Source organism: Pseudomonas sp. NPDC089547, assembly GCF_050280665.1.
Taxonomy (GTDB): Bacteria; Pseudomonadota; Gammaproteobacteria; order Pseudomonadales; family Pseudomonadaceae; genus Aquipseudomonas.
Window position 1 is genome coordinate 104,556 of the sequence record NZ_JBNNVS010000019.1, and the last position, 12,014, is coordinate 116,569.

The window sequence follows — 12,014 nt, forward strand, 5'->3', positions numbered from 1 at the left end:
AACCAGGCAATCAGAACAGGCTCACCTCATGCTCGACGAAAACAATGCGCAATGCCCCGTGGCCCGAGCCCTGGAGGTATTGGGAGACCGCTGGGCGCTGATGATCCTGCGCGATGCCTTCGATGGCCTGCGGCGCTTCAGTGAATTTCAGAAGAACCTGGGGCTGGCTAAGAACATCCTCGCCTCACGGCTGAAGTTGCTGGTGGAGAGTGGCTTGCTAGAGATGCAGCCGGCATCGGATGGCAGTGCGTACAAGGAATATGTACTTACCGAGAAAGGGCGGTCGGTTTTTCCGGTGGTGGTTGGCTTGAGGCAGTGGGGGGAGCGCTTTCTGTTTGGGGCGGGCGAGGCGCGTTCGGAGTTGGTGGAAGGTGCTACCGGACAAGCCCTTGAGACTTTACAGGTGCGGGCACAGGATGGGCGGGCCTTGGCAGCAGGGGATTGCCTGCGCAGAGTTGTGCGGCATGGGTGATTTTGGGGCTGCTGCGCAGCCCTTTCGCGACACAAGGCCGCTCCTACAGGGATCGAGCAAGGCTAATTTTACACGGTCGCTGTAGGAGCGGCCTTGTGTCGCGATAGGGCCGCAAAGCGGCCCCAGCGTTATCAGCTTTTACCGAGAAGCTTGGCCAGCCCCTCGACCATCGGCGTCGCCTTCGGAAACTCGAACCGCGTTAGCAAACGCTGGTTGTCTGCCCGCGAATGGCGAATATCACCGGAACGCGCTGCCACATGGCTGATCGCCGGCAAGCTGCCCACCACCTTCTCCAGCGCCACCAGCAACTGGTTCAGTGAGGTAGCCTGGTTGAGGCCGATGTTTACCGCGCCCTCCTCTACCTGCGGCTGCTCCAGCGCCTGCACCATCACCTGCACCAGGTCACCTACGTAAAGGAAGTCGCGGGTCTGTTCGCCATCACCAAAGATGGTAATCGGCAAACCCTGCACAGCGCGCTCGCAGAAAATGCTGATGACCCCGGAATACGGCGAGGACGGGTCCTGGCGCGGCCCGAAGATATTGAAGAAGCGAAACACCACCGGTTCCAGCCCATGCTGGCGTCGGTAAAAGTCCAGGTACTGCTCACTGGCCAGCTTGTCCACCGCGTACGGGGTCAACGGCGCCTTGGGGGTGTCTTCGGCAATCGACTCACCCTCGCCATTGTTGCCATACACCGCCGCACTGGAGGCGAACAACACCCGCCGCACACCCTGCACACGCATGGCTTCACATACGTTCAGGGTACCGATGAAGTTGCTTTGGTGAGTGCGCACCGGGTCTTCGACCGAAGCCTGCACCGAGGCCACCGCCGCCAGATGCACCACGGCGCTGCAACCTGCCGCAGCCTGCGTGACCAACCCGGCATCGGCGACATCGCCTTCGATCACCTCCAGCCGTGGGTGACCAACCTGCAGGTTGCTGCGCCGCCCTGTGGAGAAGTCGTCGAGAATGCGTACGGCGTAGCCTTTGTCCAACAACGCATCGCACAGGTGGGAGCCAATGAAGCCGGCACCGCCGGTGATCAGGATGAGGGCGTCAGCCATGGCGGTAGAACCGGTCCAGTAGAGGCGGCAAGCCCGCGCGCCAGGCACGCGGCTTGATGCCGAAGGTATGAAGGATTTTCTTGCAGGCCAACACCGCGTGCTGTGGCTCTTCGCTTGCGTCCGGGCGGGCGGCATGAGCCTGCGGCGTCGGTGCCTGCACGGCCAGCTGACGGTATTGACCTGCTTCGGTCAGGATCGCCTGGCCCAGCGCCAGCGGCGTGGTCGCCTCGTTGCCGGCGTAATGGTAGGTGCCCCACAGCGGCGCACTGCAATCGAGCTGCTTGAGCACCGACAGGATCACCCGCGCGGCATCGTCGACCGGCGTCGGGTTGCCACGCCGGTCATCGGCCAGCAGCAGCTCTTGCGGCTGCTCGGCACGGGTCAGGAAGCGGCCCAGCGACCCGTCGATGCTTTCATCCAGCAACCAGCCAAAGCGCAGTAGCACATGCTGCGGGCAAGCCGCGCGCACACTCTGCTCGATGCGCCACAGCGCCTGCCCACGCAGGCCCAACGGCACCGGCTCGTCTTTTTCGCTGTAGGCCGTGGCCCGCGAACCATCGAACACGCGGTAGCTGGAAGGCTGTACCAACGTGATCTGGTGGTGCTGGCACAGTTCAGCCAGCCGCTCCACCGCCCGCTCCTGTTGAGCCAGGCGTTGCTCGCTGACCGACTCTGCCTGGAACCAGTCGAAGTAATAGGCCAGGTTGACCAGGGCGTCGGGGCGGTGATCGTCGAGCAGCTGGGTGAGGTTGGCCGGCGTCCAGCCGTTCTCGGGCGGGCGCGGCGCCAGGAATGCGATGTCCTCCTCGGCCCCAAGACGAATCAGCGCTTGCCCGAGGGCATTGCCACCACCCAACAGCATTAGGCGCATACGCATAGAGTCAGCAGATCCGGAGAGGTTGATGAAGGAAAGGGGTCATTTTGCGGTTTCCGTTGCGGGAAGTCCAACCACAGGCCTTATTGAGTTGCCTGTCCCGGCCCCTTCGCGGGTGAACCCGCTCCCACAGGTAGGATGCCACCTTCACGTTTGGTGAAGTGTTCAGGATCCATACAGCACGTGTGGGAGCGGGTTTACCCGCGAAGAGGCCAGTACAGTCGCTACAGCTATTCAACCTCAAACAAGCTGTTGCGCAACGGCCCCACACTCAACCTGTCACGCACGTCATCATCTATACGCGGATCATCCGGCCGGTACAGTTTCACTTGCCTAAAGGCATTGATGCGATTGATCTCCTCTCCAAGGTATTCCCACACCACACGGGTACAAGCCGGGTTGCGCCGGTCGCCGCTTGAAACGCCGGCCTTCAGGCCATTCAGGCGGGTAATGCGGCTTTTGAAGCTGGGGATGAGGATGGTCTGGCTCATTTCGTTGTACGTGAGCGACTCGTAATCGATCAGGAACACCCGGTCCTGAAGCTGGAACGCAGCACCGAGGTAACGGCAGCGTACCTCGGCATGCTGGTCGTTGGCGCTGGAACGCTCCTGTCGCTCCTGGCGCTCGAACAGGAAGCGGCCGCGCTCCTCCCACAGGTGCACCAGCGACACCAGGATCGTGCCCGGCACCGACATGCAGTTGGAATACTCGAAGTAGTAACCGCAATAGCGCGACAGGTTGCCGGCGTGCTCGTGCAGCGGGCGGAACAGTTCGCTGATCGGATCGCTGGGCTGCTCGGCCAGCGTCGACACGCGTGCGCCTATCAGCCGGGCGAACTGCTCGGCAGGCAAGTTCAGCTCGTAATCCTCGACCCCGAAGAAATCGCCGATGCGCTTGAGGTTGAACGGCGTCGGACGGCTCTGCCCGCTCAGGTACTTGTTGAACTGAGCGCGGTTGATCGAAAGCTGGCGGCAAACTTCGGAGATAGAGCGGTAGTGGCTGCAAGCCAGCTTGAGGTTGGTAGCGAAATGATCGCTCATGTGCGGGACCCAGGTGACGCGAATGACGCCATTGTAGCATCAAGTCGCGCCAACTAAGAGCAACCCGCGAAATTGTAACCACTCTTGTCATGGCCAACCATGCGCCCCAACGAATAGCGGTGCGCCTGCCGTCCGCTGGTCTTTCCACACGAAGAATAAGAATCGAGGTCATTCTCCAATGCTCGAAGTAATCAACGATTTCCTTTCGGGGAAACTCCTCATCGTGCTGATCGTAGGGCTGGGTAGCTACTTCACCATCCGCTCCCGGTTCGTCCAGTTCCGCCACTTCGCCCATATGTTTGCCGTGTTCAAGGAATCGCTGCGTGGCCAGGCAGGCCAGCTGAGCTCCTTCCAGGCCCTGATGCTGAGCCTTGCCGGCCGCGTGGGCGCCGGTAACATCGCGGGTGTCGGTATTGCCGTGACCCTGGGTGGCCCGGGTGCCGTGTTCTGGATGTGGGTCACTGCCCTGGTAGGCATGTCCAGCAGCTTCTTCGAATGCACCCTGGCCCAGGTGTACAAGCGCGCCGATGGCGACGGCCTGTACCGTGGCGGCCCTGCCTACTACATCCAGCATGGCCTGAAGCGCAAAGGCATGGCCATCGTGTTCTCGCTCCTGCTGCTGGTCACCTACGGCTTCGCCTTCATCGGCTTGCAGTCGTACACCGTGACCCACTCGCTGCAGAACGCCTTTGACTTTGCCCCAAGCCAGACCGGTATTGTCCTGGCCGTGTTGCTGGCCATCACCTTCATCGGCGGCATCAAGCGTATCGCTGCGGTGTCGGACCTGCTGGTACCGGTCAAGACCCTGGCCTACATCGGCGTGACCCTGTATGTGATCGGCACCCAGATCGAACACGTGCCGGCCATGCTGGAAACCATCTTCAAGAGCGCCTTCGGCCTCGACCCGGCCTTTGGTGGCCTGCTCGGCAGCGCCATTGTCATGGGCGTGAAGCGTGGCGTGTTCGCCAACGAAGCGGGCCTGGGCAGCGCGCCGAACGTCGCCGCCGTGGCTGCCGTGAAACACCCGGGTGCCCAGGGCGTGGTCCAGGCCTTCAGCGTATTCCTCGACACCTTCGTGATCTGCACCTGCACCGCGCTGCTGATCCTGCTGTCGGGCTTCTACACCCCAGGCTTCGAGGGTGACGGCATTGTCCTGACCCAGAACTCGCTGGCCGCCGTGGTCGGTGACTGGGGCCGTGTGTTCGTCAGCGTGGCACTGTCGCTGTTCGTGTTCACCTGCATCCTCTACAACTACTACCTGGGCGAGAACAGCCTGCAGTTCCTGACCCGTAACCGCGTGGTCCTGATGGTGTTCCGTGGCCTGGTGCTGGCACTGGTGGTGTGGGGCTCGATGCAGGACCTGTCGACCGTGTTCGCCTTCGCCGACATCACCATGACCTGCCTGGCCTTCGTCAACCTGGTGGCCCTGGCCCTGCTGTTCAAGGTCGGCCTGCGCGTGATGCGTGACTACGACGAGCAGCGCAAGGCGGGTATCCAGCAGCCGGTGTTCGATTCGACCAAGTTCGCCGACCTGGACCTGGACCGCAATGCCTGGCCTGCCAATCCGCAGGTGGAAACAGCCACTGACAAAACAGTCGGCCAAGCTCAGCCTCAGCGCTGATACGCTGCCCTGCCCAGCCGCCCCTTCTGCGGGCGGCTTTTCTTTCTCCGCTCACCGCTACGGATGTTTTCCATGCGCGCAGTAAAGAATCTTCTCGTTCTCTATACCGGTGGCACCATCGGCATGCTCGAAACCCCGGAAGGCCTGGCGCCGGCGGGTGGTTTTGATGCACGGATGCGCGAGCACTTCGCCCACATGGCCGATGCGCCCCAGCTGCAATGGACCCTGCAGGAACTGAACCCGCTGCTCGACAGCGCCAACATGCAGCAGCACAACTGGCTGGCGATGCGTGATGCCATCGTCGAAGCAGTGGATGTGGCGGGCCATGACGGCGTGCTGGTGCTACACGGGACCGACAGCCTGGCGTACAGCGCTGCGGCGCTGTCCTTCCTCCTGCTGGGCATGCCGGTACCGGTACTGCTGACTGGCTCGATGCTGCCAGCTGGCGCGCCGGACAGCGACGCCTGGGCAAACCTGTGCGGTGCGTTGCGCCAGTTCGAAAACGGCCTGGATGATGGCGTGCAGCTGTACTTCCACGGCCAACTGCTGCATGGCTGCCGGGCCTCGAAGCTGCGCAGCGAGGCGTTTGATGCCTTTGCTGCGCTGCCGCGCCATCGTGACAGTGAGCATACCGCTACGCTCCCTGCCGAGCTTGGCTACAAACACCCGCGCCAACCGGTCAACCTGGCAATAGTGCCGGTGTTCCCGGGGTTGCAGGCCGGGCACTTGCAGGCGCTGATCAATAGCGGTGTGCAAGGGTTGCTGCTGGAATGTTACGGCAGCGGTACCGGGCCATCGGATGACCAGGCATTGCTGGAGGTGCTGAGCGCGGCGCGCCAGCGTGGCGTGTTGCTGGCGGCTATCAGCCAGTGCCCGGAAGGTTCGGTGGTGTTCGACACCTATGCGGCGGGTAATCGACTGCGCGGGGCCGGGCTGGTCAGTGGTGGTGGCATGACCCGTGAGGCAGCGCTGGGCAAGATGTTCGCGTTGCTGGGGGCTGGGTTGGATGTAGATGCAGCAGAACAGTGGTTTGCCCTGGATCTGTGCGGGGAGCGGGCTTAGCTTTTAGCCTTTACGGCCTCTTCGCGGGCACGCCCGCTCCCACAGGTACTGCACAGCTCTCAAGGGCTGTGAAATCCCTTGTGGGAGCGGGCGTGCCCGCGAAGAGGCCCTGACAGGCGAAAGATAATGGCGGAAGGCAGCGGGAGTCGAACCTGCCCGGGAACGGCTGCCGTCCCCAACCGGGTTTGAAGCCCGGCCGCGCCACCGGGCGCGATTGCCTTCCTTGAACTCAGTGCCTGGCCTGTTGCTGGGCCAGGGCGCTGTCGGCACGGATGTAACGCTGGTCGGCCACCCTCCGGGTCAAGCCGATGCGGTCGAAGTATTCCAGAATCTGCACACTGCGCTTGCGACCAATACCCAACATATCGCGAAACGCGGCAACCTGCACTCTCGGCGTTTCGCTGGCCTGCCCCAGCAACAGCTCTGCCATGCGCTGTAGCGTCGCCTCAGGGTAGAACAAGTCACGCACCACCTGGTGCACCATGCCCAGCCGGGCCAGCTTGCGCAACAACAGGCGCACATCGGCTTCGGCGCACTGCTCCTCACTCGCCAGGGTCCTGACCCAAGGCGGATCGTATTGCCCTGCCAGCAATTTCGGCTGCAAGCGCGCCCACAACGCACTGTCGGCTTCGCTCAATTGCACCTTGTGATCGGGCAAGTGCAGCCAGGGCCCGCTGCTGCTGATGGCGCGGTCATCGAGCAGTTCATCCAGCAAGCTGACGAATGCCGGTCGCTCCAGGGGCAAGGCCGCAAAGCGGCGCAAGCGGTCGCGGTCCGGGCCGAGTTGGTCGGGCTCCTGCTCGTGGAACCGCGCCAAGTGCTCCAGCACTTGTTGCTTCAGCGCCAGCCACTGGTCGCTGGCAAACAGCAGTTGGCCCTGTCGCGTTGCCACCACCAGAACATCTTCTGGCAAATGCCAGGTTGCGCGCAGGCGATTGAACTGGCGCTCAAGGCGCTGGGGGTCGATTCCGCCGGGAGCGCTGGCGAGCAGTGCCGGCAGGGCCTGCTCCAGGTCCTCGGCATCTCGCAGCACCTGCAACTGACGCAGACGCTCATCGCTGCGGCGCTGCCGGGTAGGCGCGAACGGGTCGAGTACCTTGCCACCCCCCAAGGTGCGCTGGGCACGCTGGTCGCGCAGCACCAGGCGATCACCGTGCACCGCCTGCAACGGCGCATTGAGCAGCAACTGGGCGAACATGCGCTGGCCTGCCGCCAGGTTTTCACCTTCCAGCAAGGCAACCCGGGCCGTTACATCCTGGGTGCCAAGGTGCACATGCACAGCGCTGAAATGTTCAAACGCGCGGGTTTCACCCGGCAGCAGGCTCAGGTCGATATCCACCCGCACGCTGGGCGCATGCAGCCACTCGGGCACCAGCCAGTCACCCCGGTGTACCTGCTCCATCGTCAGGCGCTCGGCAGCAATATTCAGCGCCACCCGCTGGCCCGCCTCGGCCACCAGCGCGGCCTGGTTCTGCGCATGCAGGCCGCGCACCCGCACCGGTTTACCAGCCTTGCCCAGCAGCAAGGTGTCGCCAGCACTCACCCGCCCGGCCAGCGCCGTACCTGTGACCACCACGCCCGCACCGGTCACGGCAAAAGCACGATCAACCGCCAGGCGAAAGCCGCCACGCACACTGCGCTGTCGAACATGTGCTTCGGCATCCAGCAAGGCTTGGCGCAACGCGTCTACACCTTCACCGGTGATACTCGACAACGGGAACTGTGGCGCCTGGGCATAGGGCCCTGGCGCCAGCAAAGCAGTAACCTGTGCCTGCACCTCGGCCAGGCGCGCCGCCTCGACCCGGTCGGCCTTGCTGATTGCAACCAGCGCCTGGGGGATGCCAAGCAGTTCGATGATCGCCAGGTGCTCGCGGGTCTGGGGCATGACCCCGTCGTCGGCAGCCACCACCAGCAGCACCACGTCGATGCCGTGGGCACCGGCTAACATGTTGTGGATAAAGCGCTCGTGGCCCGGCACATCGATGAACCCCGTCAGCGGCGCGCCTTCGGCCAGCGCCGCATAGCGGTAGCCAAGGTCGATGGTCATGCCGCGGGCGCGTTCTTCCTGGCGCTGGTCACCGGCCTGGCCAGTGAGGGCCTGGAGCAACGCGGTCTTGCCGTGGTCAATGTGGCCGGCGGTACCAACGATCACTGCACCGGCCCCAACTGCAAGGCAGGCAATTGCGCCAGCCACTGGGCTTCGTCATCCAGTTGGCGCAGGTCGAGCCACAGGGCGTCGTCATCGATGCGGCCGAGCACCGGCACCGGCAGGCCGCGCAGCGCCCGCTCCAGCACATGCAAGCTGCGCCCACGCAACTTTTTGGAGACCTGCGGGCGCAGGCACAGCGCCGCGCTGGGCAGGCGCGCCACGGGCTGGCTGCCACTGCCGATCATGCCCAATGCAGGCTCCACGCTGACGGCCCATTGCTCGCCGAGACAAGCTTTGAGCTCAGGTGCCAGGCGCTCGGCCTGCGCCTGGATTTCGTCCTGGCGGCGGGTCAGCAAACGCAAACTGGGCAGGCGCTCGGCCAGGCGGTCAGGGTTGCGGTACAGCGCCAGCACTGCTTCAAGTGCTGCAAGCGTGATCTTGTCGACACGTAGCGCGCGCTTGAGCGGGTTTTTCTTGATTTTGGCGATCAAGTCCTTGCGGCCAACGATGATCCCCGCTTGCGGCCCGCCCAGCAGTTTGTCGCCGCTGAAAGTGACGATATCAGCGCCATCAGCCAAGGCCTGGCGTACCGTCGGTTCGGCGGGCAGGCCCCAGCGGGTAAGGTCGAGCAGGCTGCCGCTGCCAAGGTCTTCCAGTAGCGGCAGTTCATGTTGACGGGCGATCCGCGCCAGCTCGGCAGTGGGCACCTGGGTAGTGAAGCCCTGAATGCTGTAGTTGCTGCAATGCACGCGCATCAGCAGGCCGGTACGCGGGCCGATGGCTGCTTCGTAGTCCCGGGCGTGGGTGCGGTTTGTGGTGCCGATTTCGTGCAGCTTCACGCCCGCACGGGCCATGATGTCGGGAATACGGAAGGCGCCGCCGATCTCGATCAGCTCGCCACGGGAGATGATGCCCTCCTTGCGCGCACCAAGGCTGTTGAGCGCCAGCAATACAGCGGCCGCATTGTTATTGACCACGGTGACGGCTTCGGCGCCGGTCAACTCGCGGATCAGGCCTTCGATCAGGTCATCGCGGTCACCGCGCTTGCCGGTGGCCAGGTCGAACTCGAGGTTGAGCGGGTAGCGGGCAGCGGTTTGCATGGCCTCGATGGCTTCGTCGGGCAGCAGGGCACGGCCGAGGTTGGTGTGCAGCACGGTACCGGTGAGGTTGAACACTCGGCGGACCTGGCTGCGTTGTTGGGCGGCCAGGCGTTCACCGGTGCGGCCCAGCAGCACTTCGGCGGCCAGCTCGGCGGCGTTGAGCTCACCGTTGCGGGCAGGGTCACGCAGGTCGTCCAGCAGTTGGCGCAGGGTGGCCAGGACCGCGTCGCGGCCGTGGCGGTCGATCAGCGGGAGGCAGGCCGGGTGGCGCAGGAGGGTATCGATGGAGGGCAGGCGTGGGGTGTCGCTGGCGAGGCTGTTGGACATGCGGTACTACCTTGGACTGGTCCGTTGTCTGTACTGGCCTCTTCGCGGGCATGCCCGCTCCCACAGGTACTGCACCGGCTTTTAAGTGGGTGCTGTACCTGTGGGAGCGGGCGTGCCCGCGAAAAGGGCGACTCGGTTTTTCAGTGTAGACACTCACCCACTACCGGGCGCGAGCATCAGGTTGGGCGCCAGGCGATGAAAGCCCTCCTCGTCCAGGCGCATATCCAGCGCCAGGCTGGCCAGGTCGTCGGCCAGCGCCTCGGCCGCTGCGTCGTTTTCCAGGTAGTTCTGCTTCAGGTAGCTTTCACACCCCGGGCAGCACTCGGCCCGTAATGGCGCCTTGCCGGGTGCATGGCGGTCATCCTCAAGGCTGGTATAGCGCAAGTCCTTGCTCGACTCGCAGTACACGCACTTGACCCGCACCACATGCCACTCACAGGCACACAACGAACAAACCAGATAGCGCAGGCCGTTTTGCTTGCCACGGTTGCGTACCACCCCGGCCATCGCTGGCGAACCACAGGCCGGGCACTGGGCCAGGCTGCCAGCAGGTTTCAGCTCCGGCGTTGGCAACGCCAGCAGCCAGCTGGACCAGGCCGCCTGCAACGCGGCCCCGAGGAACGGCACCAATGCCGCTGGCACCGCGTCATACTGCCCTGCCAGCAAAGCGATGCCCCAGCCTTTGCGCTGGCCGTCATCACTGCCACGCAGCACCTGCAACGCCTCACCCAGCGGGCCACGGGTTTCGTCGCTTAATTGCTGTAGCAACGCCTGCAACCACACCAGCCAAGGCCCCTCACGCACCAGGCTGTCAGCCGCCAGCGGCGGCAAGCCATGACTTATGCACAGGCGCTGACGCTCCTCGGCCACCGGCATGCCGCCGGGCGGGTTATCCACAAGCTGCTGCTGAATGCGGCACAACCGTGCGACCAGTTTCAGGTAGTCGCCAAGTGCGTTGCCCTCGGCCAGTTGCTCAAGACGCGCGGCGCGAATCTCGAACAGATTGGCGGGCGGCAGGTGCAGAAACGGCGGCATCACCGCCGATGCTTCGATCTGCCCGGGTTCGAGTATCGTGCTCAAGCGTTCATCCTTCTTTTCGTCCGTGATTGCCCGGCGTTTTGTCGCCGGTCACTTCGCGGTACCACAACTCATGGTGCTTGCGTGCCCAGGCGCGACTGACCCAGCCATGCAGCATGGCGCCGATCGAGCCCTTGATCCAGATACCGGCATAGATGTGCACCATGATGCTGAGGATGAGCACGAAGCCCGCCAATGCGTGAGCAAGCGATGCCAGGCGAATGGACCCTATGTCGAAGAAATGGCTGAAATAGGCACGCCAGATCACCACGCCGCTGAGCAGCAACACCAGCATGCACAGCAGCAGCGTCCAGAACAGCAGCTTCTGCCCGGCGTTGTACTTGCCAATGGGTGGCACGCCATCCTCACGATTGACCATCACCCGATCAATGCGACGCAACCACAGGCGGTCGTTCGCGGTGATGAAGTTGGCGCGCCAGAAGCGGATCACCAGGCCGAGGAAAAAAACGAACATCGCCACACCCATGAACGGGTGCAATATGCGTGTCCACGGCCCGCCACCAAACAAGTGGCTGAGCCAGAACAGCGCCGGGTGAAAAAGCGCCAGCCCGGAAAGCCCGGCCATGAAGAACAGGATGGCGACGACCCAGTGGTTGGTCCGCTCGTTGGCGTTGTAGCGCAGGATGGGTTTGTTGTCGTTCATGGCCGCTGCTCCCCTTGCCCACCGGGCTTGGTCGGATCATAGACATGGACCGCAGGATCAACCTGGTGCACGCTGTCATCCGGCGGCGCAGGGTGCTCGTCCTCCTCGACCCGCTGTGGCCCAACCCGCACGTAATGGAAGAACCCGGCCAACACCGCCGCGCCCATGGCCAGCAGCGCCAGCGGCTTGGTGAAGCCCTTCCACAGCCCCACCAGCGGGCTGATCACCGGCTGGTCCGGCAAGCCGGCGTACAACTTCGGCGTGTCGGCATGGTGCAGCACATACATCACGTGGGTGCCGCCGACGCCATCCGGGTCGTACAAACCGGCCTTGTCGTAGCCCCGCGACTTCAGGTCGACGATGCGCTCGGCGGCGTGCACTTTCATCTCGTCCTTGCTGCCAAACACGATCGCCCCGGTCGGGCAGGTTTTCACGCAGGCCGGCTCCAGGCCTACGGTCACGCGGTCGGAACACAGGGTACATTTGTACGCCTTGTGGTCCTTCTGCGAGATGCGCGGGATGTTGAACGGGCAGCCGGTGATGCAGTAACCGCAGCCGATGCAG

General features: G+C 63.8%; 11 protein-coding genes and 1 tRNA gene. 3 read left to right on the top strand and 9 right to left on the bottom strand.

What is annotated here, in order from left to right; translation table 11 throughout:
- Positions 1-28: 28 nt before the first annotated feature.
- The gene (locus ACQKPZ_RS15425) at positions 29-472 is read left to right on the top strand and encodes a winged helix-turn-helix transcriptional regulator (protein WP_427539491.1); all 444 of its coding nucleotides are present in this window, start codon (positions 29-31) and stop codon (positions 470-472) included.
- Positions 473-603: 131 nt separating this feature from the next.
- Here the strand turns inward: ACQKPZ_RS15425 and ACQKPZ_RS15430 are convergent, their stop codons facing one another.
- The 3 genes from ACQKPZ_RS15430 to ACQKPZ_RS15440 form a co-directional block, all read right to left on the bottom strand.
- Positions 604-1,536 (bottom strand): NAD-dependent epimerase/dehydratase family protein, encoded by a 933-nt coding sequence (locus tag ACQKPZ_RS15430; RefSeq protein WP_427539494.1) that lies wholly within the window; start codon positions 1,534-1,536, stop codon positions 604-606.
- Complete coding sequence (locus tag ACQKPZ_RS15435) at positions 1,529-2,413, bottom strand: sugar nucleotide-binding protein (RefSeq protein ID WP_391131071.1); 885 nt, start codon at positions 2,411-2,413, stop codon at positions 1,529-1,531. The genes ACQKPZ_RS15430 and ACQKPZ_RS15435 overlap by 8 nt, the downstream gene beginning before the upstream one ends.
- Before the next feature lie 227 nt (positions 2,414-2,640).
- The gene (locus tag ACQKPZ_RS15440; protein ID WP_427539497.1) at positions 2,641-3,450 is read right to left on the bottom strand and encodes a helix-turn-helix domain-containing protein; all 810 of its coding nucleotides are present in this window, start codon (positions 3,448-3,450) and stop codon (positions 2,641-2,643) included.
- Positions 3,451-3,628: 178 nt separating this feature from the next.
- Here ACQKPZ_RS15440 and ACQKPZ_RS15445 point away from each other — a divergent pair, with 178 nt between their 5' ends.
- Together ACQKPZ_RS15445 and ACQKPZ_RS15450 are read left to right on the top strand one after the other, a co-directional pair.
- Entirely contained in the window at positions 3,629-5,071 is a 1,443-nt protein-coding gene (locus ACQKPZ_RS15445; protein ID WP_427539500.1) for an alanine/glycine:cation symporter family protein, read from the top strand.
- A gap of 72 nt (positions 5,072-5,143) precedes the next feature.
- Positions 5,144-6,133 (top strand): asparaginase, encoded by a 990-nt coding sequence (locus tag ACQKPZ_RS15450; protein ID WP_427539503.1) that lies wholly within the window; start codon positions 5,144-5,146, stop codon positions 6,131-6,133.
- A 127-nt stretch (positions 6,134-6,260) separates the two neighbouring features.
- Here the strand turns inward: ACQKPZ_RS15450 and ACQKPZ_RS15455 are convergent.
- The 6 genes from ACQKPZ_RS15455 to ACQKPZ_RS15480 all read right to left on the bottom strand — a co-directional run.
- Positions 6,261-6,356: transfer RNA gene (locus tag ACQKPZ_RS15455), tRNA-Sec, on the bottom strand.
- 6 nt (positions 6,357-6,362) lie between these two features.
- Entirely contained in the window at positions 6,363-8,285 is a 1,923-nt protein-coding gene (selB, locus tag ACQKPZ_RS15460; protein WP_427539506.1) for a selenocysteine-specific translation elongation factor, read from the bottom strand.
- Positions 8,282-9,709 carry an L-seryl-tRNA(Sec) selenium transferase gene (selA, locus tag ACQKPZ_RS15465; RefSeq protein WP_427539509.1) on the bottom strand — a complete coding sequence of 476 codons (1,428 nt, stop codon included), beginning with the start codon at positions 9,707-9,709 and terminating at the stop codon, positions 8,282-8,284. The genes selB and selA overlap by 4 nt, the downstream gene beginning before the upstream one ends.
- 153 nt (positions 9,710-9,862) lie before the next feature.
- On the bottom strand, positions 9,863-10,789 hold the full coding sequence (fdhE, locus tag ACQKPZ_RS15470; protein ID WP_427539512.1) for a formate dehydrogenase accessory protein FdhE: 927 nt from the start codon (positions 10,787-10,789) through the stop codon (positions 9,863-9,865).
- A gap of 4 nt (positions 10,790-10,793) precedes the next feature.
- Positions 10,794-11,450: a formate dehydrogenase subunit gamma gene (locus ACQKPZ_RS15475; RefSeq protein ID WP_427539515.1), complete on the bottom strand. Its 657-nt coding sequence runs from the start codon at positions 11,448-11,450 to the stop codon at positions 10,794-10,796.
- The coding region (locus ACQKPZ_RS15480; RefSeq protein ID WP_427539518.1) for a formate dehydrogenase N subunit beta transmembrane domain-containing protein at positions 11,447-12,014 on the bottom strand (568 nt) is incomplete at its 5' end. The genes ACQKPZ_RS15480 and ACQKPZ_RS15475, both read right to left, overlap by 4 nt.